General features: G+C 61.7%; 18 protein-coding genes and 1 pseudogene. 4 read left to right on the top strand and 15 right to left on the bottom strand.

Annotation, left to right across the window (positions count from 1 at the left end; translation table 11 throughout):
• Window positions 1-46: 46 nt before the first annotated feature.
• On the bottom strand, window positions 47-826 hold the full coding sequence (locus PQQ51_RS13110) for an amino acid ABC transporter substrate-binding protein (protein ID WP_408497290.1): 780 nt from the start codon (window positions 824-826) through the stop codon (window positions 47-49).
• Between the two features lie 246 nt (window positions 827-1,072).
• Window positions 1,073-1,849: pseudogene (locus PQQ51_RS13105) on the bottom strand (fatty acid desaturase); the annotation flags it as partial.
• Between the two features lie 107 nt (window positions 1,850-1,956).
• On the opposite strand from PQQ51_RS13105, the gene PQQ51_RS13100 reads away from it, so the two are divergent.
• The 3 genes from PQQ51_RS13100 to PQQ51_RS13090 all read left to right on the top strand — a co-directional run bounded on the left by PQQ51_RS13100 (window position 1,957) and on the right by PQQ51_RS13090 (window position 5,590).
• On the top strand, window positions 1,957-3,696 hold the full coding sequence (locus PQQ51_RS13100; RefSeq protein ID WP_408497207.1) for a rhodanese-like domain-containing protein: 1,740 nt from the start codon (window positions 1,957-1,959) through the stop codon (window positions 3,694-3,696).
• A 435-nt stretch (window positions 3,697-4,131) separates the two neighbouring features.
• Window positions 4,132-4,758 carry a LysE family translocator gene (locus PQQ51_RS13095; RefSeq protein WP_408497206.1) on the top strand — a complete coding sequence of 209 codons (627 nt, stop codon included), beginning with the start codon at window positions 4,132-4,134 and terminating at the stop codon, window positions 4,756-4,758.
• Window positions 4,759-4,963: 205 nt separating this feature from the next.
• Entirely contained in the window at window positions 4,964-5,590 is a 627-nt protein-coding gene (locus tag PQQ51_RS13090) for a 2-hydroxychromene-2-carboxylate isomerase (RefSeq protein ID WP_408497205.1), read from the top strand.
• Window positions 5,591-5,629: 39 nt separating this feature from the next.
• Here the strand turns inward: PQQ51_RS13090 and PQQ51_RS13085 are convergent, their stop codons facing one another.
• Window positions 5,630-5,884: a DUF2866 domain-containing protein gene (locus PQQ51_RS13085; protein WP_408497204.1), complete on the bottom strand. Its 255-nt coding sequence runs from the start codon at window positions 5,882-5,884 to the stop codon at window positions 5,630-5,632.
• Between the two features lie 379 nt (window positions 5,885-6,263).
• On the opposite strand from PQQ51_RS13085, the gene PQQ51_RS13080 reads away from it, so the two are divergent.
• A complete protein-coding gene (locus PQQ51_RS13080) occupies window positions 6,264-7,379 on the top strand; it encodes a GGDEF domain-containing protein (RefSeq protein WP_408497203.1) in 1,116 nt (371 codons plus the stop codon).
• A 39-nt stretch (window positions 7,380-7,418) separates the two neighbouring features.
• On the opposite strand, the gene PQQ51_RS13075 is transcribed toward PQQ51_RS13080, so the two are convergent.
• The 12 genes from PQQ51_RS13075 to tssH all read right to left on the bottom strand — a co-directional run bounded on the left by PQQ51_RS13075 (window position 7,419) and on the right by tssH (window position 25,380).
• Window positions 7,419-9,191, bottom strand: a complete 1,773-nt coding sequence (locus PQQ51_RS13075; protein ID WP_408497202.1) for a peptidoglycan D,D-transpeptidase FtsI family protein — start codon at window positions 9,189-9,191, stop codon at window positions 7,419-7,421.
• Window positions 9,192-9,559: 368 nt separating this feature from the next.
• On the bottom strand, window positions 9,560-11,101 hold the full coding sequence (locus PQQ51_RS13070; RefSeq protein WP_408497201.1) for a methyl-accepting chemotaxis protein: 1,542 nt from the start codon (window positions 11,099-11,101) through the stop codon (window positions 9,560-9,562).
• Window positions 11,102-11,243: 142 nt separating this feature from the next.
• Window positions 11,244-15,272 (bottom strand): type VI secretion system membrane subunit TssM, encoded by a 4,029-nt coding sequence (tssM, locus tag PQQ51_RS13065; protein ID WP_408497200.1) that lies wholly within the window; start codon window positions 15,270-15,272, stop codon window positions 11,244-11,246.
• 28 nt (window positions 15,273-15,300) lie between these two features.
• Complete coding sequence (gene tssL / locus PQQ51_RS13060; RefSeq protein WP_408497289.1) at window positions 15,301-16,548, bottom strand: type VI secretion system protein TssL, long form; 1,248 nt, start codon at window positions 16,546-16,548, stop codon at window positions 15,301-15,303.
• Window positions 16,549-16,695: 147 nt separating this feature from the next.
• Complete coding sequence (tssK, locus tag PQQ51_RS13055; protein WP_408497199.1) at window positions 16,696-18,042, bottom strand: type VI secretion system baseplate subunit TssK; 1,347 nt, start codon at window positions 18,040-18,042, stop codon at window positions 16,696-16,698.
• Between the two features lie 12 nt (window positions 18,043-18,054).
• The gene (tssJ, locus tag PQQ51_RS13050; protein ID WP_408497198.1) at window positions 18,055-18,567 is read right to left on the bottom strand and encodes a type VI secretion system lipoprotein TssJ; all 513 of its coding nucleotides are present in this window, start codon (window positions 18,565-18,567) and stop codon (window positions 18,055-18,057) included.
• A gap of 73 nt (window positions 18,568-18,640) precedes the next feature.
• Window positions 18,641-19,123 (bottom strand): Hcp family type VI secretion system effector, encoded by a 483-nt coding sequence (tssD, locus tag PQQ51_RS13045; protein ID WP_408497197.1) that lies wholly within the window; start codon window positions 19,121-19,123, stop codon window positions 18,641-18,643.
• 435 nt (window positions 19,124-19,558) lie between these two features.
• Entirely contained in the window at window positions 19,559-20,065 is a 507-nt protein-coding gene (locus PQQ51_RS13040; protein ID WP_408497196.1) for a hypothetical protein, read from the bottom strand.
• The gene (locus PQQ51_RS13035) at window positions 20,062-20,460 is read right to left on the bottom strand and encodes a tlde1 domain-containing protein (protein ID WP_408497195.1); all 399 of its coding nucleotides are present in this window, start codon (window positions 20,458-20,460) and stop codon (window positions 20,062-20,064) included. The genes PQQ51_RS13040 and PQQ51_RS13035 overlap by 4 nt, the downstream gene beginning before the upstream one ends.
• A 42-nt stretch (window positions 20,461-20,502) precedes the next feature.
• Window positions 20,503-21,996, bottom strand: coding sequence for a type VI secretion system contractile sheath large subunit (tssC, locus tag PQQ51_RS13030; RefSeq protein WP_408497194.1), 1,494 nt, complete (start codon window positions 21,994-21,996; stop codon window positions 20,503-20,505).
• A gap of 75 nt (window positions 21,997-22,071) precedes the next feature.
• On the bottom strand, window positions 22,072-22,617 hold the full coding sequence (gene tssB / locus PQQ51_RS13025; protein WP_408497193.1) for a type VI secretion system contractile sheath small subunit: 546 nt from the start codon (window positions 22,615-22,617) through the stop codon (window positions 22,072-22,074).
• A 36-nt stretch (window positions 22,618-22,653) separates the two neighbouring features.
• Window positions 22,654-25,380, bottom strand: coding sequence for a type VI secretion system ATPase TssH (gene tssH / locus PQQ51_RS13020; protein WP_408497192.1), 2,727 nt, complete (start codon window positions 25,378-25,380; stop codon window positions 22,654-22,656).
• Between the last annotated feature and the right edge of the window lie 132 nt (window positions 25,381-25,512).

Genomic DNA, 25,512 nt, shown 5'->3' with positions numbered 1-25,512 from the left:
CATCGTTCCGGCGTTTCTTCGGCAAGTGAACAGTTCCCGCTTGCGCTTACCTGGACACGTCCTTGCCAAAATACTTGTGAGATATTTTCTCGTACGTGCCGTCCGCCTTGATATCGGCAAGGGCCTTGTTGATCGCGGCCTGCAGTTCAGGATTGCCCTTGCGAAGGAGTACCGCGGACTCTCCACTGTCGCCCGAATTGTCGATCGCAACGATTTTCACTTTCGCATCCGGCTTGTGCTTCTTGAAGTCGAGGAACGTCAGCGAGTCATTCACGGTCGCCTCGACCCGGCCCGAGAGCAGGAGTCCGATCGAGTCGTTGAAGTCCTGCATCGCGACCAGATCGGCACCGTGATCTTTTGCGATTTTCCCGTAATTGCTGGTCAATGCATCGGCGGTCTTGCGGCCTTTGAGATCATCGAAGCTCCTGATCGTCGTGTTATCCGAACGCACGATCAGCGCTGCATGCGAGGCGATGTACGGGTCGGAGAAATCGTATTTGACCTTGCGCGCATCGGTCACCGCGACCTCGTTGATGACGGCGTCGTAGCGGTTCACGTCGAGACCCGCGATCAGGCCATCCCATTTGCCTTCGACGAACTCAGGCTTCACGCCGAGACGCTGAGTGATCGCCGTTGCGATTTCCACATCGAAGCCGGTTAGCTTGCCGGAGTCGTCGTGGTACGTGAAGGGTGCATAGGTCCCTTCGGTGCCGACTTTGAACACGCCGGCGGCTTTGATCTGCGCAAGCTCGTTCGCGGCGAATACAGGGCTTGCTGCGACCACTTGCAGCAGGGCGATCAGAAGGATGGATCGAATTGACTTCATGAGAGCGTGTTCCGTGGAGAGGGGTGTGTGTGGCTTCGAATCACCAACGTGGGTGCTCGGGATGAAACACTGGCTTGAACAGGTAGCGTCGCGCGATCTGGCCATATCCGCGATAGTAGAAATTCCCGTTGCCTTCGAGAGACGCTGCGCGGTTGCGACGAAAATGTCTGCGGATCTCGTACCTTCGAGAGACGCTGCGCGGTTGCGACGAAAATGTCTGCGGATCTCGTACCACGGCATCGTCGGTGACACGTGATGGACGTAGTGAATATTGTTGTAGAGGTAGAGCAACCCGAACACCGCGTTCGATTCGACAATAGCGACGCGCTCGTGAGGGGCGTTTCCCCACCGGTGCTCGGTGAACGTACGAAGTTGACCCAGCATCATGCCCGGGTAGACAAAGAACAGCAGATATTCACCCAGCCCCATGTGACACACCACTATCACGTAATAGAGAATCGGCACGATGCTGATCAGATGCGTCAGCCAGATTCGTAGATCTGAGTAATTGCCTGCTGCCAGCTTGCGGGCTTCGTTGCGCACGAGCTTGTATAAGCGCAGAAATGGGCCGAATAGCAGGCGAACCGCGAGCGTTTGATTCGCCAGATAGATTGCGCGCCAGAGTGCGCCGTACCTGTTCCAGGTAGAAGGCGAATGGTAGGCGCTTTCGGTATCTTTCTCAGGATGAGTCAGATGGAAATTCACGTGATGCGTGCTATGACTCCTGTGATACATCGGATAGGGAAGCCATAGGTTCAATGGCGGCCATACCAATGCCCAGCGCAATGTCCTGGGAATGTGACGCATGGCGTGAATGGCCTCGTGCTGCAACGAGAAATGCAATTGCGCGACGTAACCGCCCAGCAGGAATAACAACCAGGCCGGAATATCCGCATGCCAACGCACCAGCAGAGCCCAGGCTGAATAGAGGAGTAACGCCAGCACGAAAGTAGGTACTTCGTATCGTTGCCACCACCGAGCCGGGTTAACCGGATGTGAGGTCTTAAGTCGGGAGGCTGTCATTCAGGTAAGTCGACTTGGGTGATTCGGGAACAAGACGATTGATTAACGTTGAGCGCTGAATATATCGCGGCCGCCGCACGGTTGTTATCTCGATTGCCCTATAGCAAATGCTAAAAGCTTTGTTTTATGTCGTATTCGAAACTGGTAGCGTGGCGGTCTGGAGCGGCGTTTGGGGCTTGAGTTTTCCTATATTGGACTCCGTTCGGAACGTGGCTGCTTTTCCAATCCAGTACCAGACTGCAATGACCACTTCCGGAATCTCTCCTCATACGCTTCAGCAATTGCTGACAGGTACGCACGAACTAGCGTTGCTCGATGTGCGTGAGGCCCGTCAATTTGTGGGCGGACATTTGAATCTCGCCCGGCTGGCGCCGTTGTCCACGCTCGAGCTGGAAGTCGGCGAACGGGTTCCCAGAGCGACGACGCCGATTGTTCTGATCGACGATCGCGATGCCGACGGCCCGGCACACCGTGCAGAGGCGCTACTGAAGCGTCTCGGTTATAAGGACGTGCGTGTGCTCGCGGGCGGGATGGCTGCCTGGGACGCGGCCGGACTCCCCAGGATCGACGGCTACGGCAGCCTTGTCAAAGCCTTTGGTGACCTGGTTCGTCAACACTACGCGACGCCCTCTATTCGCGGTGCCGATGTGCGAGCAAGGCAGGCAAACGCCCAGCGAACCCACTTGATCGACGCAAGGCCGCGTGCGGAATTCGAATTCCTTTCGCTGCCCGGAGCCGATAATTACCCCGGCACGGAGCTGTCTCTTCGCGAGTGGTCCGCAAGCACACCGGACCGCTTATGGGCGATCAATTGCTTTAGTCGAACCCGCGGCATTATCGGCACCACGACGTTGCGGGTACTCGGACGCAAGGACGTGGCCTTCCTCGAAGACGGCGTCATGCAGTGGGCACTGGAGCGCGCGCCAGTGGTGCAAAACGCGCAGGTGACCGAGACGCTGCCCATCGCATCCGAAGCGACGCTACATAGTCGGGCCGCTGCGTTGATCGCCCGCTACAACCTGTCCGTTGTTCAACCCGGTGATGTCACGCGTTTCCGTGCTGAAACCGATCGCACTTTATATACGTTTGATCTCAGACCTGCATCTGGAAGTGACACAGCCCAGGTGCCTGGCGTGCGAAGCATGGCGGGTGGCCAGTTGCTCATGCACTTCGAGAACCTCATTGGAACGCGCAACGCACGCATTGTGCTTATCGACGATTCTCACCGCCTGCGCGCGGCGGTGACCGCCTTCTGGCTGGCTCAACTGAATCAGGCTGAAGTCTTCATTCTCGACGGCGAATTCCCGGTCGATCAAACGTACGAGCACGGCAAGATTGCTGACGCCAGCAATGTGGGCGACGGTTTAACGCCTGAGAGTGTGGTTGAGCTTTTGACGTCGCGACACGCACAGGTCGTCGATGTGGGCCCTAGTCTCGATTACGAGCACAATCATTTACCCGGTGCCTATTTCGTTCTTCCGTCGGCGTTGGATCGGCTATCGCCGTTATTAGCTACAGGTTACCCGATCGTCTTCACGTCGCCTGACGGGATCGCGGCTAGTCTTGCGGCCCGCGACGCACGTGAACGTTGGCCTGACAACCGCTTTTCGTGGATATTGAACGGCACCCAGGCATGGCAAGCGCAGGGTCTGCCGACCGAGCAGAGTTGGCAGCCGTCACAACTGTTGAGCCCATTCGATGACGATTGGGGATCGGTCATGCGGGTGGCGGGCCCCCGCCGGGATCGGGCGTGGGCCGACTACCTCATATGGGAGCGCGAACTCAGTGCACGGGTGATCCAGGATCCCGCTGTGCAGTTCAAGCTTTTTGAGGTGTCCGACGCGTAGATCGCAAGCGCCAGCCGCAGCAACAATGACGATTTGATGCGACCTCGTTGGACGCGTACGTGCATTGCGTACGCAAGGGCGACGGATCGAAGCGGCCGGAACGCCGGGCGGCCGATTCAGCAGCGCGCGGCCCGCTCCGATTTTCTCGGATTCGGTAAGGGTGCATTGCAAAACGAGGCAATGATCGCGCGCCTACCTGCCTGCATAATTGCCGACGTGACGGATCTAGCTCCCGGCTGGGGCGAAACCGGACTCCTCATCTGGCGATCCGTCGCGCTTCTCCCTCCCGCTGCCATTGCCCCGCGTTCGCGTTTCTTCGAAACTTGCCGTCGCGGCGGCCTTATTTGTCTATCCACACATTCGTCTACAATCGTTCGCTTAACGCGCGGGCGCTGTTCCTGTCAGCCGCACACGGCGCGTCATTCAGGAGACGACATGCTTGATCTTTCGACGCTAGGCACCTTTGTTGCCGTTGTACTCGGGCTCTTTCTGATTCCCGGTCCGGCTGTATTGCTTGTGTTGACCCGTACCGTGCATGGTGGCCGCAAGGCAGGCATCCTCACCGGACTTGGCGTTGCGGTCGGCGATTTCATTCATACGTTGGGCGCATCGGTCGGTTTGTCGGCGCTGCTGATGACGTCGGCGCTCGCTTTCAATGCAGTGAAGTTCGTCGGCGCCGCGTATCTGGTCTATCTGGGCGTGCGCGCTTTGCGCGAGAAGCAGGTGAGTGCGCAGCGACCGGCGCTCCCGCCGGTGTCCGCTTCGAAAGCCTTTTTTCAGGCCATTCCCGCCGAAGTGTTGAACCCGAAGACCGCGCTGTTTTTCCTCGCGTTCCTGCCGCAGTTCGTCCACCCGGAACACGGCTCGACGTTCCTGCAGTTCTCCACGCTCGGGCTGATTTTTGTCGGCATGAGCGCGCTGTATACAACACTTATCGTTCTGACGATTCGTCCGCTGGGCAGATTCGTCAAACGTCTGACGTGGCTTGCGCGCTGGCAGAACAAGATTATCGGCGTGCTGTTCATCTCGCTCGGGCTGCGCGTCGCGACGCAAACGCGCTGATACGTTCAGCTCAGTGCGAGCATGATTGAAGTGGAGATCACGATGATGAAAAGACAGGCGGCGGTCAGCACGTCGTAGGGATAGTTCATATCTTGGCTCTGGCGTGGCGGGCGGATGAGTCATCATAGGGGCAACGGTTCCACGCGACTGTCAACTATTGCAAAGCCCGCTGCTATCCGGCTGCACATGAATCGGAGAGTAAGACATGACCGCCACGTTATTGCCCCGCGACGCCCGCGTGCAGCCCATCGAGTTCTGGTTCGACTTCGGCAGCAACTACAGCTACCTCAGCGTGATGCGTATCGAGGCTCAGGCCGCGAAGCTGGGCGTACCGATTCATTGGCGTCCCTTTTTGCTGGGACCGATTTTCCGCGCGCTCGGCTACGACAACTCGCCCTTCGTATTGCAGAAGCAGAAGGGCGCGTATGTATGGAAGGACATGGAGCGGCAATGTCGCAAATACGGCCTCGCGTGGACGCGTCCGGGTACTTTTCCGCGGGCCGCGTTGCTCGCGATGCGTGTGGCGCTCATCGGCTCCGGGCAAGCGTGGATCGGTGCGTATTGCCGCCACATCATGCAACTGAATTTCGTCCACGATCGCGACGTCGGTTCGATCGACGTGGTGAGCGAAGCGCTCGATCAACTCGGGTTGCCCGCTCGACAACTGATCGCCGAAGCGCAAAGCGACGCGAACAAACTGCGCTTGCGTGAACAGACGGAAACAGCTGCGGCCAGGGGTATTTTCGGTGCGCCGACTTTTTTTGTCGGCGATGAAATGTTCTGGGGCGACGATCGGCTGGACGATGCGCTGGCGTTTTGCGTCGCTGCCTGAGTTAAAAGACCACGAGTATCTGCTGAAGGCGTAAAAGTTTCAGTCGTCGCCGTGCTGGAAGCGGCGTCCCGGAATGTGCGACATCATCGCCTGAGCGATTTCGAGTGGGGTGCTTTCCGCCGGCACCACGCGCCGTCTCGATTCGGGCGTGTCGTTCATCGTCCATTCGACGAGCCGGTACGAACGCCCCCACGGCGGTTGCAACGGATCGGAGACCTTGCATGAGTGGATCTGGCGCACCCATTCGTTGCCGGGCATGGCGCGCAGTTGCTCGAATACCGTGTCTTCAACCATTGTTCGACTCCTTCTTCGCAGGCAGGCAGTGCAGCTTTGGGCGCGTCGGCGACATCCCGGAGAAAAAGCGCCGCCGATGTTCTGGCGGCTTCCAACAGGGGATGTTGTGCGCCATATTTACAGGGAAGAATTAAGCGAGACTTAAGATTGCTTAAGTGGTCAAAAGCGATCAAAACGCGCGAGTGCCATGTGCGACTGCGGCGCACGACATAACTTTTGCGTAAAGACGCTCACGCTGCGTCGAGCGTGCTGACCGGCGCGGCCAATCGTGTGCATCTCGCGCACACCCGATCCGCGCCCTCAAGACCTCGGCGAATCGGCCGTTATTAAAGCGGTTGGGGCCGCAGCCCCGTTCTGCCTTCGGGCCGCACTTCATAACGTGACGAATCTCGCCCAAACGCCGCTCTCCGACCGCCTGCGTTCGCTCGTCGATACGGTGCAGCACAACGAGCGCACGCTGCGCCGCTTCCAGAACGTCGAGTTGCGGTTAATCGGCGCACAGGATTTCGCGTCGTTTCTCGACACGCTGTTCAGCCATCTGCCGCAGGAATTCTCGCTGGCGAGCGTGACGTTATGGCTCGACGATCGTGCGCCGATGTTGCTCGATTTGCTTGAACCCGCCGCGCTGGACGCACTGGATCAAAGCGGCTTGAAGACTTCGCGCGAGGGCGGTCTTGCCGCGCAAGGTCTGTGCGAAAACGGCCGGCCGTGGCTCGGCCGTGCGCGCGAACTGGACCAGCCGTTATGCCGCGCGTTCTTCGGCCAAGCCGACGCGCCGGCCAGCGCGATCCTGCTGCCGCTTGCGCTCGGCAACAAGGTCAGCGGTTATCTGTGTCTTGGCAGCGACGACCCCGCGCGTTTCGCCGAAGGCATGGGCACGGACATCCTGGAGCGCTTCGCGAGCATCGTCACCGCGAGTCTGGACAATGTCGCGCATCGCGAGCGGCTCAAGCAACTCGGCATGACCGATGCGCTGACCGGTCTCGCCAACCGCCGCTACTTCGACGAACGGCTGCGAGAGGAAGTGATGCGCGCGGTGCGCTACGGTGTGCCGGTCGCGTGTCTGTTTATCGATATCGACCGTTTCAAGCGTATCAACGACACCTACGGCCACCAGACCGGCGATCGCGCTTTGGCCGTCGTGGCTGCTTGCGTACGGCAACAGGTGCGTCTGGGCGACACGGTGGCGCGCTACGGTGGCGAGGAATTCGCCGCGCTGGTGCAAGGCGATCGCGCCGACGCGTTGACGGTCGCCGAGCGCGTGCGGCTGGCTGTGGAACGACTGGCGTTACAGGACGATCACGGCGAACGCATTGCGCTGACCGTGTCGATCGGCGTGGCGGCGCGCACGGTGAGCGGTTCGAGCGCCGAGGCGGCCGCGTTCGGCGTCGCGATCATGGAAGAGGCCGATCGTGCGATGTATCAGGCCAAGCGCAACGGCCGCAATCGCATCGAGGCGCTGGTGCAAAGCGCCGGCGAGAGCGGGCAGCGTTAGCCGCCGCGGCCGGCGCTGGCTACCACCGGGTGGCCCGCGTCACGCATCCGGCGGCACGCCCAGCAATTGCAGCGAGCCGCCCGTCACCGCGCTGAACACGGGGCCGGCCACCGTGCCGCCATAGAACGCTTTACCGGCGGGATCGTCGATCATCACCGCGACGATCAGCCGCGGGTCGCTCATCGGCGCCATTCCGACGAATAATGCGCGATAGCGGTTTTTCGCGTAGGTCGTACCGACCTGTTTGCGCGCGGTGCCGGTTTTGCCGCCGATCCGGTAGCCTTCTACGGCCGCGGCGCGGCCCGTGCCGCCAGGGCCGGTCGCCATTTCCAGCATCGTGCGGATCGCCCGCGCGGTGGTGGGAGTCGTTACCACGTGGCCGTTTTGCGCGGCTTGCGGGTCCGAAATATTTTGAGTCCCCGGCGTTCCCTGCGCCCCTTGCGTGCCTTGAGCACCCCCGCCGTCGCTCAACAGACTCACTGGATGCATCGTGCCGTCGCCCGCATACGCGGTATAGACCTGTGCGATCTGCAACAGCGACGTGGACAGCCCGTAGCCATAAGCCATGGTCGCCTGTTCGATCGGGCGCCAGCGTTTATAGGGACGCACCTTGCCGGACGCGACGCCCGGAAAGGTCAGTTCCGGCCGCAAGCCGAGCCCGTATTCCTGGTACTTGTTCCAGATGGTTTCGGCCGGCAGATTCAGCGCGAGTTTGGCGAGCGCAATATTGCTCGACTTCTGCACCGCTTCGGCCACCGTCATCACGCCGTGATTCGACGTGTCGTGAATCACGGCCGGGCCGATCTTGTACCAGCCCGGCGCGGTGTCGATCGTGCTTTGCGGCCGCACCTTGCCCTGATCGATCGACAGCGCGACCACCACCGGCTTGATCGTCGAGCCCGGTTCGAACGTGTCGACCACCGCGCGATTGCGCAGTTGCCGGCCGGTCAGACGGGCCCGGTCGTTCGGATCGAAGCTCGGATAGTTGGCGAGCGCCAGAATCTCGCCATTGCGCGCGTCGAGCACGACCACGCTGCCGGCTTCCGCATGATGCTTCGCGATCGCGTCTTTCAGCTGCGCGTACGCGAGCTGCTGGATGCGCCGGTCGATCGTCAGGTGGATCGTGTCGCCGTTCTGCGCGGGCACCAGCGGCCGGGTTTCGGAGACGACGCGGCCCAGCCGGTCGCGGATCACTTCGCGCTGGCCCGGCACGCCGAGCAGGCGTTCGTTGGCGGCCAGTTCGACGCCTTCCTGGCCGTTGTCCTCGATATCCGTGAAGCCGACCACGTGGGCCGCCGATTCGCCTTCAGGGTAGAAGCGCTTCGAGTCCGCGATCTGCGTGATGCCGGCGAGGCCGAGCTTGCTCAGGTGTTCGGCGGTGTCCGCATCCACCTGGCGTTTGAGCAGCACGAAGATCTTGTCGCCGCTCAGACGCCGGCGCAACTCCGCGAGCGGCAGATCGAGCAGCTTCGAGAGCGGCGGGAATGCGGCTTCGTCGAGCAGCTTCGGGTTGGCCCAGATTTCGTAGGTGGCGAGGCTGACCGCGAGCATCGAGCCGTTCCGATCGACGATCCGCCCGCGCGTCGCGTCGAGTTCGAGGGTGCGCTGGTAGCGCTTTTGCCCCTGATTGACGTAGAAGTCCTGGTTGACCACCTGCACCCAGAATGCGCGGCCCGCGAGCGACGCAAACGCGCCGAACACCAGCAGCACGACGAACTTCGAGCGCCACATCGGCAGGCGCGCGGCCAGCAAATGGTTTTTTGCCACGGGCGCGTACGGATCGTGCGACTGCGATTTCTTCTTCTGAGTCATGGGTGCCGATAGAGAACAGCGGGTTGAGCTCGCACCGCCGGAATCGGCGGCGGTGAATACGTTGAGGTGCCGGCGCACGTGCTGCCGCTCCGATTGTAATTAAAACGTAATGTGTAAGCGAGTTTCATGCAAGCGAGTCGTGACTGAACAACACGCTGCAGACCGTGCCGCCGCGGGGCGCGGCGACCGTATCGAGGGAATACGGGCGGAAGCTCCAGCCGACGACGCGCACAAAAAAGCCGCGCGGACTTTGAAAATCCGCGCGGCTGATTCGTTGAATGGATGCGTCGAGTCCGACGCGGCGTGTTGAAGGGGCGCTCTCCGCCTGTCGAGCGCCTTCTTTTTTGTCTTCTGAACCGGCGGGCGGGTCAGGCCGGCAACGCGAAACTCGCAATCGCGTCGCGCAGCACGCTCACCTGGTCCTTCAGCGAGTGCGCGGCGGCGGCGGCCTGTTCGACCAGCGCCGCGTTCTGCTGCGTGACCTGATCCATTTCGCCGACCGCGCGATTCACCTGTTCGATACCCGCGCTCTGCTCGCGCGACGCGCTGCTGATCTCTTCGAGGATTTCGTTCACGCGGCGCACCGACTGCACGATCTCGCCCATCGTCGAACCGGCGTTGGCGACCAGCGACGCGCCGGCTTCGACCGTATGCGTCGAGGTTTCGATCAACGCCTTGATTTCCTTCGCCGCGGTGGCCGAGCGTTGCGCGAGGCTGCGCACTTCTGCCGCGACCACCGCGAAGCCGCGTCCCTGTTCGCCCGCGCGGGCCGCTTCGACGGCCGCGTTGAGCGCGAGGATGTTGGTCTGGAACGCGATGCCGTCGATCACGCCGATGATGTCGCCGATCTGCCGCGAGCTGGTAGTGATTTCGCCCATCGTGCGAACCACGTCGTCGACGACGCGGCTGCCGCGCGTGGCGACGTCCGCGGCCTGACCGGCGAGTTGCGCCGCCTGCAACGCGCTGTCCGCGTTCTGCTTCACATTGACCGTCATCTGATCCATGCTCGACGCGGTCTGCACGAGCGCCGCCGCCTGTTCCTCGGTGCGTTGCGACAGATCCGTATTGCCGGCGGCGATTTCGGTTGCACCGATGTTGATGTTGTCGGTACCCAGACGCACGCGCGAAACCGTGTCGACGAGGCCGGCTTGCATCGTGTGCAGCGCGTGCAACAGGCTACGGGTGTCGTCGCGCTGCACCGGCAGACGCGTGGCGAGATTGCCGCGCGCCATCGACTGCGCGGCTTCCACGGCCACTTCCAGATCGCCGCCGAGCGAACGGCGGATGCTGCGCAACACGAGCAGCATCACCAGCGTCGCGATCGAGCCGAGCGTCACGGTGATCACGAGCCAGCGCAGCAGGTTCGCGTAGAACGCGGCCTGCACGTCGTCCATATACATGCCGGTGACGATGTACCAGTCCCATGGCGCGAAGCGCATCGCGAAGCTGGTCTTGGCGACGGGTTTGTCGCTGCCCGGCTTCGCCCACAGATAGTCGACGAAGCCGCCGCCGTCGCGATTGCCCGCGGCGACGATATCGGTGAACAGGTGATGGCCCGCGGGGTCGGTGAATTGCGCGAAGTTCTTGCCGACCATGTCCTTCTTGAACGGATGCATCAGCATCACCGGTTGCGAGTCGTTGACGGAGATGTAGCCATCCTTGCCATAACGCATCGCCGCAAGTGTGTCGAGCGCCTGCTTTTTGGCTTCGTCTTCGGTGAGCGTGTGTTGCTGCGCGAGCGTGTAGTAACGGTTGACGATGTGATTAGCCTGGTCGATCAGCGCGGTGAGTTGATCGCGGCGGTCCGAGATCATCGACGCGCGGTTTTGCCATGCGCCGAAGCCGCCGATCAGGATCAGGCCGGTCCAGAGGACCGCGATCATCGACGCAAGTTTCCTGTTCAGAGTCATAGCAATCTTTTTGCCTTCGCGAGGGGTTCCGCTTTTCAGCGAGTGGCTTGGTGATTACTGTGTTTACGGCTTGACGCACTACGCATGCAGACAGGGGAAACCCTTGTGGGATTGGTATGAGCAATGCGGGTTTGATGGCCGCTCAGGGCGCGAGAGTGTTTGTCGACCTCGACGCCGACGTCACTGCCGCCGCCATTGCTGCCGTCGGCAAACCCGGTGGCGGACCGCTGTCCGGCAGACTCAGCATCGGCATCGAACTGGGACAACGGAACGTAGTGAGCACGTCGCTCGTCAGCGGATTGGCGACGCTTCCCGCACTGGCGAGATCGAGCACCGCCTTGCGCCCGTCGAATTCGAACTCGACGCGGGTGCGCCCCGGCGTGGCCGTCGGCACAACCCGTCCCTTGCGCAGTAGACGCATCAGCGCCCAAGGTCCATCCGTCGCAAGGGTCGACGTTTCGGGGCGAATGCGCGGACTGGCTGTGATTTCCGCATGCACGCCGCCGCGCGGGCCAGGCCAGTTCACCGCGAGCGGGGCCACGGGGCCGTGCTGATACAGCATGCTTTGACCGTCGATGTCGATCGCGAGTGTCGTCACGGTCGGATCGAGTTCGGGCACGCGAATCTCGGTCTTCCACAGAAGCTGCTTGCCCTGATCGCCGAAAAACATGTCGCGAATCTGCCGCGCGTGCTGGAACGGTTCGAGCTCGGGGCCCTGAACCGGCTCGGTGGCGCCCGGCAGCGTGCGGTAACGCCACGGTTTGGCCGATGTATCGACGAACGGTGCGAGGTTCTTCACGAAGAAATCGTCGATCACGCCGCCCTGCGCGAAGACCCGTGTGAGATCGTCGACACCCACGTCGCGCGCACTGTCCGGCGCGAAAGGGTAATTGCCTTCAATCGTCACGCGGCACGTATCGCTGACCACGGCCTGCATCTGCCGCGAAAGCAGTTGGCCGATCCCCTGGTTGACTTCATGCGAACCCTGCACCGACAGGCCGAGCAACACCTCGCGAAACGGCGCGGGCATCGTGTTAGCCGCCATCTTCAGTTTCGCCGCGGCGTCGCTCAGCGGCGGCATGCTGTTGTTCGCGATTGCGTTGTCCGCGACGGTCAGCGCGGTGTAGTAATCGTCGAGCAGGCTCGTCACGCCGTCGAGGCCCGTCTTGCCGGCCTGGGCATTCGGCGGCGGATTGCTCGCGGACGTATCGGCGCTGCCCGTCACCATCTCGCGCAATGCGGCGAAATGGCTGTCGACCAGTTCGCGTTCGATGCGCTCTTCCGCGCGAATCCCCAATGCCTGATCCGCTTTCTGGCTGAGCTGGTCGCCTGTTTTCTGCAGCAGGGAGCCGTTGGCCGCCGCGATCGATTGCGTAAGCGTCGTTTCACGCACGGCGGCGCGAGCGAGCCGTGTCAGCGGCGAATCGGGCGCCGCAATCTGGCGCAGCACCTGCAGGTCGAACGCGAGACTCGTCCCGGCGACCGTGCGGACATCGCCAAGAAAAACGTCCCACTGCTGTGCATATTCGGTCAGATAGAGGCGGCGAATGGCGGCCGTTAGCGGATCGTCGGTGCCCGTTATGGTGCCGACGATTTCAGCCGTTTTTTTTTGAGCCTCGCCGAGATACGAACGTCCCATCACCCACGCGTCGTCGTCGCGGGCCTGCTGCACGAACTCGGGCAAACGCTTGTCGAACAGATTGCGGTAGCCGTCGAACGTGAAGAGGCCGGGCACGCCGCGCGACAGCGGCGCGCCGCTTGCGCGCGTGAAGACCGTGCCGGCTTGCGGGCCAATTGCACGGAGCAGCGTGAACTCGTCGGGCGCTTCCTTCTGCATGTCCGCTTTCGCGCGATCGTAGAGGCGTTGGGTGGCATTGCTGCCGTCGAGAAATGCGCGCGCCTGCTGGATCAGCGCGTCGTTGCGGATCAGCGGTGAGCGAACGATACGCTCGCCTGAGAAAAGCAGCTCGATATGTCCGATCATCGATGCCCGTCCGCCGAAGATCGATGCGCTGTCGTTCTTCGCCCAGTCTTCGAGCACCCACGCCTTGATGTCCGTCGCGTTGAATTTCGCGTTGTCGTAGAGCATCAGGTAGACGCGCAGCGCGTCGTAAGTCGCTTTGGCGTCCCTGTTTGCCGCCGATTGTGCAATGACGTCCTCCATGCGATGAACGATCGACGGCAGCAGCAGCGTGTCTTCGAGCGCGCGATACGTTTCGCGACTCGCGTCGACGACACCGGGCGCGCTGTAGAGGCCGTAGCGAAAGCGGCTATCCGGCGCGGAAAGATCGAGTCCGGTGAAGCTCGGCAGCGAGTGCGCGTCGCCGAGCGTATCGGGAACCGCATCCGCTTTCGGCTCGCGGTAAAGCTGCGCGACCTTTGCGGCAAGCGCTTGCGTCTTGTGCGCGATCGCATCGAGATAGCCGCTGTTGTTGCCGAAGCTCACGCGTATGCCCATCGCGAGCCAGACGAACAGTACGACACCGAGCGTGTGACCGACGAGGCGCAGCAGGCGGAAACGATACTCCCAGCGCAGATTGGGACGCACCAGATGCGCTTCCGGCACGATGACTCTGGCGAAGAGATCGCGCAGAAAGTAGCTATGGTTTGCGGTGGGTTGCGCCAGGCTCGTTGCGAGTGGATGACCGCGGCCGGTCATCAGACGCTGCACGACGGTGAGCGGTTCCGCGACGACCGGCTCGCCGCCTTGCCGTGCGCTCGTGAAGTAGAGGCCACGCAGCGTCGCGTGATGCTGGGTGTCGTCGTAGCGTGAATCGACGAACAGTTGCGCAAGCAGTTCTTCGAGTGGCGTGGATAGCGCGGCGAATGCTTCCGGCAGCGCTGCAAGGCGCCGGCGACGACCGAGGTCGTATTCGTCTTCGAGACGTGTGTTTATGCCGCTTGCCACGCGTGTTGCAAGTTGCGTGAGTTCATCGTGGCAGACGGTGGCGAGATCGTGCTGAGCCGCTGGGTCTGCGTTGACCGGTAGCGTGAATCCCCACAACTGCGCGCGATGTTCCTCGGTCAACGATGCGAAGTAGTCGGCGAATCCTGGCAGCCGGTCCATTTGCGTAATCAGCAGATAGACAGGAAAGCGGATGCCGAGCCGGGTGCGCAGATCGGCCAGCCGTTCGCGCAACGCGCCGGCTTCGGCGGCGCGTATTGCCGGATCGGGTGAGCTCAGGACGTCGACGCTGATCGCGAGTACTGCGCCGTTGATCGGCGCGCGCGGGCGATGGCGGCGCAACAGGTTCAGGAAACCGTGCCATTCGTCTTCGTCGATGAGCCGGCGGAGGTCGGCTTCGTCGGGAGGGGAGGCTGTGTCGCGGTCGGTGTTTTTTGCGGTGGTGTTGTCGGTGTCGTCACCGTCGGTGCGTTTGTCCACCGGTGTGAGGAAAGGCTGCGTCAAAGGCTGCGTCGACGCACCATGCCGCGTGTAATAGCCCGCGGTGTCGATCAACACCGCGTCGTTCGATAACCACCAATCGACATTCTTCGTGCCGACCGATGCAGCGCCCGTGCGCGGCGTCGCCGCGCCGGCCGCGAACGTGAGTCCGGCGTTCAGCAATACACTCGTTTTACCGGACGATGTCGAGCCTATCGCAATGAACCACGGCAGTTCGTACAGATAGCGCGTGCCCTGAAAGAGACGCGCGAGGCCCCGTGCACCGGTCCGCAAGGACTTCAGGCGTGCAAGCGTCGCGTCGATACGCGCTTCGACTTCCCTCAGCCGGCCGGCGGCCGGCGACGCGCTCTTTTTCTCGCCGAAGCGCAGCGCCTTTTCGAGGAATGCGTCGTCGCTGCGCATTTTCTGCCAGAGCCAGTACAGCCCGAAAGCCGCGAAGATCAACAGCACGACGGTAATGGCGACGACACGTGCCGGGACGGAGGCCAGTGGCTCGACGCGCCCGAAACTCAACAACGGCCCTGCGTACCAGACGAGCAGACACAGCAGCGCGGCAAACACGACGCTGGTCGAGCGGCCCTTGAGCCAAAGCAGCACGCCGACCAGCAAAAGCGCGATCACGAGGACCCGCATGCCGATGCTCGCGAGAGGCTTGAGGCCGCCGAACGCGAAAAAGGGCCCCAAAAACCAGATCACCAGTCCGACGACCACGAGCGCGACGAACACAAGGAACCAGCGCGATACCAGAAACGACAACTTCTTCATCGTTGAATCCCGATGGACATAAGATTGCTCAGCGTGTGACCGTGATGGAGACGCGGCGGTTCAGCGCACGGCCTCGCGCGGTCGTGTTGTCGCCGATAGGGTTCGCGTCGCCTTTGCCGAGCGCTTCGAGCCGCGCCGCGGCCACGCCCGCTGCCTGCAACATCTGCATGACCTGGGTCGCGCGTTCTTCGGAGAGCGCGTCGTTCGATGCGAACTGGCGGCTTTTGATCGGAATGTTGTCGGTGTAGCCGGCGATCGTGACCTTGCCGGGCACCTTGGCAATTTCATGTGCGATCTTGGCGATCAGCGGCGCCATCGATGCGTCGACGTTGACACTGCCCGGCGGGAACATCGCGTCGCCGCGGAACGTCACTGAACTGTGGCGCGCGTCTTCATCGACGCTGACGGTGCCGGCAGCAATCTCGTTCTTCAGCAGTTCCTTGAGATGCGGCAACTGTGGCGCAGGAGGCGGCGTCATATGGCCGATATCGGCGATCTGTTTTTCGAGGGCCGCGCTGTGCTCGAGTAAATGGTATTTGAACCAGCCGAACAGCCCGAGCAGCACGAACCCGAGCACGGCAAACGTGATCCAGACCGGCAAGTCGTAGAAAGACATGCGTCGCCCGTGTGCGGCGGATTGCGCGTGCGGCGACAACGCGATCGGCACGACGCCCCGGTGAGTCTGGATCTCGTTGTAGAGCCGCTGGCGCACGGCGTCGTGCTTGCGGGCGCCATCGGCTTCGTGGCGGTAGCGGCCCATGAAGCCGAGGCTCAGAATCCGGTAGATGACTTCGAGAAGATCGAGGTGTTCGTGAGGCTCGTTCATCAGCCGGCCGATCAGCAGATAGACCTTGTCGCCGCCCTGGCGGTCTTCATGGAATTCGGTGGCGAGGCCTTTGCGAATCCATTCGACACCGGTTTCGCGCTGGCCCCACGCTGTCTTGCCCGCGGATTCGTCGAGGGCGGTAGCCAGACAATAACGCGCACCGATCATGTGATCGCGGCGAATATTGGCCTGTTCGCACAGCCGCTGGAACAGGCGCACCTCCTGTTTGAGCAACAGATGAAGCTGCTCGATGGCCCTCAGCTCCAGATCGTTCGGCATGTCGGCAAGCGCGCGCAGTAACGGGCGTGCGGACTCCAGCAACGGATTGCGTGCCTGCTCGACGTCTCGAAGACGCGCGGGCTGCGGCTCGCCCGCCGGAATGTTCGCGAGCAGCGTGGCCGGCGTGTCGGATTTCGCGCCAGACGCGGATTCGCCGGCTGTGTTGTGCATGGCCGCCGGCCCGGAACGGTCGTCGGGCGCGAAGGCCGTGCCGAACGAGGGCAGTCCTCGGTCTGGATTCACTGGGTTCCCCTGATGTATCGATGAACGGGCGCTTGTCTGTGAGCGCTCCTGTTTTTCCGCGGTCGCGCTCGCGGCTTATCCGCGCACACCCCACAGTTCCAGCCTGAGGCCGGGGAAATCGCCTGCCACGTGCAGCGCGATGCCGCCGTGCTGCGCGACGGCCTCCCACAACGAACCTGTACGCGAGAGCTCGTAGTACACATAGCCGGCGTTGAACGGAATCTGACGTGGCGGCACCGGCAGCGCCTGAAGCGCGATGCCCGGCAGATGCGAGCGCACCAGATCGGGCAGGCGTTCGGACGGCCCGAGCTTGGCCTGCGTCGCGAACTGCTGAACCAGCGTGTCGGGTGGCATCTGCGCCGACACCGCGAGGACCAGCGAACTGAAACCGTGCATCTCGGCCGGATCGACCACCGCGTTGCGCATCCCGTAGCCCGCGTCGGCAAACGGGATGTTCTGGGCGCTGCGCACGAGCACTGCATTGAGCAGCCAGTGCGTATCGTCGACCACGGGTTTGAGGCACAGGTGCGGCTCGATGTGCTGATAAGGCGGATGGGTTTCCAGCGGCCGACGCGTTTGCGGACGCACGTAGGTGGAGAGCTCTCCGGCCATGCTTAGCAGCAGCGCGTAAAGATCGGCGGGCGATGTGGCCGGAACCCGACGCAGATGTTGCAGAAGCGGCTCGTAGCGGTTGAGCGTTTGCAGCAGCAGATAGTCCGAGACCTCGGCGACCGTGCCGGCCTGGCCGTCGCCGCCTGTCAGCCGTTTGGCGAGCGCATCCGCGCGCAATCGTGTCAGGTCGTGGACCTTCGCGAGCCAACTGCTCAGCAGCTCGCTCGCGCCGTAGCCGGATACTGGCGGGACGAGCGTTTCGTCGAGTTTGATGCTGCCATCCGGGTGCAGCGTCTGGACTCGCGTCAATGGCAGTCCGATCCATGCATCGGTCAGCTCTTTTTGCGGGACCAGCCGCAGACGCAGATTGGACAATTGAACCGTCTGCGGACCTTGTCCGATCGAGTTCGTGTCGCGCAGGTCCGTATCGAACACGCTATGGCGTGCAAGGGAATGCGACGATTCGTCGAACGTGGTTTCTTCCGCGTTCGGCACGCGAATCGGCACGGCGAGATGGATCACCTGGTCGAGATGTTCCGGGCGCACGGTCAGCGGCGCGGGCGGCGGCGTGCTGGCGGGCGCGTCGAATGGGGTGCCGTCGGCGAATATGCCGCTGGCGGACTTCACGATGACCTTGCCGAGCGCGAGCGCCTCGTTGTCGATGGCGTACTGGGAGAATCCGAAGAAAAACGCCGAGAGCGGTGCCGCGCGCTTGTGCGCGAAATGTTCGAGGTAGCGCTCCTGCTGCTGGAAAAGCTGAGGGCGCAGAAAGAGACCTTCACTCCAGGTGACCTTGTTATACCAGCTCATGCGTGGGGTCCATTACTTGTTGGGGCGTTGTGCGTCGGTGATCCGGATTGCGTTGGTATCGAGATCGATGGTCAGCTTCAGTTTTGGCGTGCGCCGGTACCATGCGGCCGACGGTGACGGCGGCAGCGTCCAGGTTGCTCGCCATACGGAATTCGGCAGATCGCGGTACGCGGCGATCACACCTAGAGCGGTCGTAGCCGGATCGGCGTTACGCTGGACGACCCGGTTTTCTCCCGGACGAAGCTGAAACTGTTCGCGCAGGACGAGGTCGTCCGCGAGCAGTGTTTTGTCCTTCTCCTGCAGCGAGAAGAAATCGGCAGCAATGAAGGCATCGGCGTTCTTCAGCTCGTAAATGCGCACGACGATTGGCGCAGCGCGCTCCTGGTTGTCGGGATTGACGCTCGACGAGGCTTTGACCGACAAGTCGAGCCTCATGGGTTCATGCGCGGCTTTGGGATCGTTGCTCGCGCACGCGCCGAGTCCGAGCATGCAGACAAACATAACGACGTGGGTGGACAGGCGCATCGGCAATGAGCAGGGGAGAGTGACGAATGAGCGAGGTCCGGCGCGTGCACGAGACCTCACAAGACAACGGGGTCTACGCTTCCTTGTTGAGCTTGATGTCGTAGCCTGCGGTAACGGCGCCCCCGCTGCCACCCTGCGCGTTCTGCACGACATATTCCTGCTTGACCTTCGCGAACGACAGGCGCACATGTTCACGGATGCCATTATCGGTATTGCTTCCGGACGGATGAACCTGGGTGACGATCACGTCGCTCATCGTGATCCGGAAGTATTCGAGCGGATTGCCGCCTGCCTTGCGCACGGTCAGCACGGCCTGATCGATGTGCTTGCCCGTCAGGCAATACTTCATCAGGTTCGGGCTGGCACGGTCGACCAGATGCTCGAAGGCGAGATCTTCGACACTCGCCTTGCCGGCGCCGCCGCCTGATCCCATGTGCATGTTCGACTGTTGCAGAACCTGCCAGCCCCAGCTCGCCACTTCGATTTCATTCTTGTGCGCCGAGTCTTGCGATTCGCCGTCGATTCCGTTGATCTTGATGAAGATATCCTGTGCCATTTAAAAACTCCTTTGTTTGAATGAACTACCTGTTTTTTCGTACTGACTGGCATAGCCGGGGGAATGGCATGTCGGGGTGCTCCCGGAAGACTGTGAAAATTGCCTGGGCCCTCGAAGAACGGCTATTTGCAGTCGATTGACTGGACGAATACCTTTGCGCCGAACGCGACGCGGCCGGCCATTGATCCGCGCTCTTGACGCCGCGTTCGGCTTTGTCCGGGATGTGGCTTCATTGCGTTGCCTGTGCAGCTTTCGACGCGGCATCTGTCAGCGCCTTGCAGAGCGAGTCCATGCCCTGTGGGCAGGAAAACCTGGACCGCGACGTGATCTTGTCGAGGTCGCTTGTGTCGAGCGTGCTGTCGATATGACGTAGTACGAAAACCGTAGCGAAGACATCTGAAACGCTCCTTTCACATTTATCGCTGTTGCACTTTCTTACGACGGATGCGCCGATGTATGCTCTGCAATGCGTTTCAAGGCCTGCAGGCAAGGTGCGCGTTGCGGAAGACTTCCCGAATCGGGTGTGTGCCTGACCGCGTCAATCGCCCGATTCAGATAATCCTTGACCTCGTCCGGTGAGGGTTCGATGAGCGGAACGCTGCATACGACAGCCGCCCCCGTCACGGGGCCGTCATCGAGCACAGCCAGCACGGCCTTGGGATTCTTTGGAAGCGCTTGCGCAAGGGCGATACTCAGGCCTGTCGAATCTCCCGCGTCGGTGCCTTTTGCCAGATCGGGCGAGAGGCGTACCCAGGCCACGCTTCCCGAGGCAATCTTGCTCAGCACAGCGTCGAGCCGCCCCGTACGATTCAGTGATTGCACCGTGGCGTGCGCGCCGTGAGTCCGAACGTCCCGCTCGATACGCGAAGGCGTCAGCGGTTGTGCGACGGCGGTCGTTGACAGAACGAGGAGAGCAAATGCGTAGCAGACGTATTGCTTCATTGGACAATCAGTTCCCGGTCGGTGCTTCCATTGATCTGTTCACGTACATCGCGCCGCAGGATGATGCAGCCGTGCGACGCGGTATGCGTGAGGTTGTCGCCGTGAATCAGGAACGCGCTCCGGCCGAACGTGTTGGTCGTTACATTCGGGGCGAGGTCCATCGAAACGGCTCCCGTACGAACCGAATGCCGTGCGCTTCCGATCCGATAATTGCCGCGAGGAATCGGACCCACGTTCCGTTCGCGTTCCATCGCGGGATTGTTGCGGCCTTGCCCCGCTCCTGAGTAACCGTCAGTTGCAGTCACCTGACCATCGGGGGCGGTGAGCGCTCCCGTTCTTTGGTTGTACGTCCAAGGCATTGCATCTCCCTGATAAAGGAGGATCAGTCGGCGCATTTGACGAAAGATCCGAGCGAGTTGTCCAGCAGTGACATCCGTTCAGGCCGCTTCCTTAACCGACGGCAGCCGCGCAACGAGACGCAGGGACACGGTCAGCCCTTCGAGCTGGAAGTGCGGGCGCAGGAAGAACTTGGCCTGGTAGTAGCCGGGGTTGCCCTCGACATCCTCGACGACCACTTCAGCCGCAGCCAGCGGGCGGCGCGCCTTGGTTTCCTGCGACGAGTTCGCCGGGTCGGCGTCGACGTAATTCATGATCCACTCGTTGAGCCAGCGCTGCATGTCCTCACGCTCGCGGAACGTGCCGATCTTGTCGCGCACGATGCACTTCAGGTAGTGCGCGAACCGCGAGCAGGCGAACAGATACGGCAGACGCGCGGACAGGTTCGCGTTGGCGGTCGCGTCCGGGTCGTGATATTCGGCTGCCTTTTGCATCGACTGGGCGCCGATGAAGGTCGCGTGGTCGGTGTTCTTGCGGTGCACCAGCGGAATAAAGCCGTTCTTGGACAGTTCCGCTTCGCGACGGTCTGAGATTGCGATCTCCGTCGGGCATTTCATGTCGATGCCACCGTCGTCAGTCGGGAACGTGTGGCACGGCAGACTTTCGACCGTGCCGCCCGATTCCACGCCACGAATCAGCGAGCACCAGCCGTACAGCTTGAACGACCGGTTGATGTTCACACCCATCGCATAGGCCGCATTGGCCCACGCGTAATTGCGGTGGTCGGGGCCGTTGGTGTTTTCTTCGAAATCGAACTCGTCGACCGGATTCGTTCGTGCGCCATACGGCAGACGCGACAGAAAGCGCGGCATGGCGAGCCCGATATAACGCGCGTCTTCAGCATGACGCAGAGAATTCCACGGCGCATACTCGAGATTCTGCGCAAAGATTTTCGTCAGGTCGCGCGGATTGGCGAGCTCCTGCCACGATTCCATCTGCAATACCGACGGCGATGCGCCCGAGATGAACGGCGTGTGCGCGGCCGCAGAAATCTTCGCGATTGAGCCGAGCAAGTCCACGTCGGGCGGTGTGTGATCGAAGTAATAGTCGGCGACGAGACAGCCGTACGGTTCGCCACCGAGCTGTCCATACTCTTCTTCGTAGATCTGCTTGAAAAGCGGACTTTGGTCCCACGCGAGACCTTTGTAGCGTTTCATCGAGCGACGCAGTTCTTCTTTCGAGACGTCCATGAAACGGATTTTCAACCGCTCGTCCGTTTCGGTGTTCGAGACCAGATGATGCAGACCGCGCCACGCCGATTCCAGCTTCTGGAAATCGCTTTGATGCAGGATCAGGTTGATCTGCTCGGAAAGCTTGTGATCGATCTGCGCGATGATCGCTTCGATACTTTTGTACGCATCGTCGCTGATCGTGGCCGACTGTTGCAGCGCCTGCTCGGCGAGCGTTTGAACCGCATATTCGACAGCATCACGGGCCGCTTCGGTCTTGGGGCGGAATTCCTGCGCGAGCAACTGCGAGAAGTCGGTCTCTGCGTGAGCGGCAGTTGTGAGTGTTTTGGCCTGCTGGGTTGTCATGGTGTGCCTCTGTCGCTGTTGTTCTTAACGTTCCTGATTTGTCGTGGCCCGGGGGGCGCGCATGATGGGCGGCGGTTAGTCCGGCGTCCGGTCCGTGCTGACCTGTTCTGCCTCGTCGGCGACTTTCGGCTTCGGTGCGCTCGCGAGCGCCTTCAGCAATGCCGGATCGGCCAGCAGCTTGTTGACGAGCGCTTCAGCGCCGGACTTGCCGTCCATGTAGGTCTGCAGGTTGGCAAGCTGCGTACGCGCGTCGAGCAACCGGCGCAACGGCTCGACCTTGCTGGCCACGGCGGCGGGGGAGAAGTCCTCGATGCTCTCGAACGTCATGTCGACCATCAGTTGACCTTCGTCCGTGAGCGTGTTCGACACCGCGAATGCAACGCGCGGTTTGAGCGCTTTCATGCGCTCGTCGAAGTTGTCGACGTCGATGTCCAGAAAGCGGCGATCGGCGACGGCTGGCAGCGGCTCGACGGGCTTGCCGGAAAGGTCGGCGAGCACGCCCATCACGAACGGCAGTTCCACCTTTTTTTCGGAGCCGTAGACCTCGACGTCGTACTCGATCTGGACGCGCGGCGCACGGTTGCGCGCGATGAATTTCTGCGAACTATTTGAAACGGACATGCGTGACTCCGTGGACGTAGGAAATGGGCGGCAGGTTTACTGGGTCTCACCGACAGAAACAGGGGAAGCGCTTCCGGCTATCGCCGCGCTGCCCACTGACGTGAAGACGAATGCGGTAGTGGGGGCCGTGTTGTGATTGCGGATGTCGATATGAATGCTCGTTGGCAGGCGCCTGGACGAGAACGCATCGAGCCAAACCGCGGACAGCCTCGGCAGAATGTGCTGTTCGATGAACCCGATCAGAACCCGGGCGCCGGTTTCCTGCACGAGGCAGCGACCGACGATGTAATCGATAACCTGTTCGCTGTAGTGCAGGGCGATTGCATGCCTGTCAGCCATGCGCCGCACGACTCGGTTTAGATGCAGGCGCACGATGCTTGCGAGCGCCGCGTGGGGTAACGGACGATAGGGCACGACGCTTACACGCCCGAGAAACGCGGCGGGAAAAACCTTCTGCAACTCGGGAGTTAACGCTTCGCACAGATCATCCTGATCGGGTGCGAGTGCTGCTTCCGCGCAAAGATCCGCTATCCGTTCGGCCCCTGTGTTGCTGGTCAACAGGATCGTTGTATTGCGGAAGTCTATATAGCGGCCATCGCCGTCTTCCATGTAGCCCTTGTCGAATACCTGGAAGAACATCTCATGGACATCGCGGTGCGCTTTTTCGATCTCGTCGAGCAGCACGACCGAATAGGGCCGCCGCCGGACGGCTTCTGTCAGCACGCCGCCTTCGCCGTAGCCGACATAGCCGGGCGGCGCACCTTTGAGGCCGGAGACGGTGTGCGCCTCCTGATACTCGCTCATGTTGATCGTAATCAGGTTCTGCTCGCCGCTATACAGGGCCTCGGCGAGCGCGAGCGCCGTCTCTGTCTTGCCGACGCCGGATGGACCGGCCAGCAGAAATACGCCGAGTGGTTTGTGCGGATCGGCGAGACCCGCACGAGCTGTCTGTACACGCTCGCCGATCTGGCGTAATGCATGGGTTTGTCCAATCACACGGGCGGCGAGTGTTTCAGGCAATTCACGTACTGCAGCGATTTCATCCGTCACCATGCGGCCGACTGGAATACCCGTCCAGTCCGAGACGATTTCTGCGACGATTGCCTCGTCCACTTCAGGAAAGACGAGTGGTGTCTCACCCTGAAGATCACGCAGTGTCTGTTCCAGTTCGCCGAGTGTCGATAGGCGGGGCCGGGGCACAAAGTCGCCGGCTTCGGAATCGCCTTTCGAAATGATCGCGTTACGGGCATTGGCCAATATTTGCGCTGCGGCAAGTTGGGCTTGCCAGTGCCCGTGGATTGCGTTTTGCTCGGCCGACAGCGCGTTGATTCGCGCATGCGCTGCATTCAGCACGTTTTCCGCAGTGAGCCCGATACGTGCTTCCTGTTCGAGCAGGTCGCGCTCGACGCACGCTGCCCGAAGCCGTTGAACCACAGCCTGAAGTTCGCGCGGCGGCGCGTGCTGCGAGAGCGCCACACGTGCGCACGCGGTGTCGAGCAGACTGATCGCCTTGTCAGGCAATTGCCGGGAAGGAATGTAACGATGGGACAACGTAACGGCAGCGCGGATCGCCTCGTCGCGCACGAGCACGCCGTGGTGTTTCGCAAACGCGTTGGCGAGTCCCCGCACCATGTCGATGGCCGCGGCTTCCTGCGGCTCGGCGATCTGCAATAGTTGGAAGCGTCGCGTGAGGGCCGGGTCTTTCTCGATGTGTCGCTTGTATTCCGACCATGTTGTTGCGCCAATCATGCGGATCGCGCCCCGTGCGAGAGCGGGCTTCAGAAGGTTGGCGGCGTCGCCGGTGCCGGCCTGGCCGCCGGCGCCGACAAGCGTGTGGATTTCGTCGACGAACAGGACGATGGGTGCGGTGGACTTCACCACTGCCTCGAGCACACTTTTTAGCCGCGACTCGAATTCCCCCTTCATGCTCGCGCCGGCCAGCAGCGCGCCGACATCGAGTGTCATGAGCCGTACGTCCGCCAGCGCCGGCGGCACGTTGCCGTGTGCAATGGCGAGCGCGAGCCCTTCAACGACAGCCGTTTTACCGACTCCTGCCTCGCCCGTGAGCAGCGGATTGTTTTGACGGCGGCGCAGCAGGATATCGATGATCGTGCGGATTTCCTGCTCGCGTCCTGTCACGACGTCGATTTCGCCGGCGCGGGCTTGCGCGCTCAGGTCGGTGCAGTACTGGTCGATCGGCGATCCTCTCGAACTCGCGGGCAATGCCTGTGACGCTTCTCCTGGCACCGAGGATAAGAAGTCCGTGTTGTCGTATGGTGCGTCGGCAGATTCCGGTGAGCCCTCGATCCATGCGATCAACTGGTCGCGCGGTGTATCGACCGGAATCCGTGCGAATGCCGGGGAGGCCGAAAGCAGCACGCGCCGCAGCTCTGGTGTGCCGACGAGCGCTGCAACGATCCATGCGCCGCGTATGTGCCGGTCGCCGAACTCGAGCGTGGCAAGGACCCATGCACGCTCGATGGCGAGTTCAATGTGATGCGAGAAGTCGCTGATCGAACTGGCGCCGGACGGCAGTGCGGCAAGCGCTCGCGCGAGATCGCGGTCTAGCGTTGCCCGTTCGATGCCCGTATGCCGGGCGATGCGATGCAGGTCGCTGTCGGGCAACTGCAGCAGTTGGTGAAGCCAATGGGCGAGTTCCACGTACGGATTGCCGCGCAGCTTGCAGAACGCAGTGGCGGATTCGATGCTACGAAAAAGCGTGGTTCCGAGCTTGCCGAACAACGCGTGGCGGGAAATCGTCATGGATTGATCGCGTGAGTTTATTAGGATGACTGATCGGAGTTGCGACGATTTATCGCGAAAACGCATCAGAAATGGCTTTGTACCTGTGGACCTCGCATTTCCATTATGTGTTGCTCCCCTTATGGATGCGTT

It is taken from the genome of Paraburkholderia xenovorans, assembly GCF_046030735.1.
Lineage (GTDB): Bacteria > Pseudomonadota > Gammaproteobacteria > Burkholderiales > Burkholderiaceae > Paraburkholderia > Paraburkholderia xenovorans_A.
Note: the sequence above shows the minus strand (reverse complement) of the source record. Positions and strands in the feature narration are given on the sequence as shown.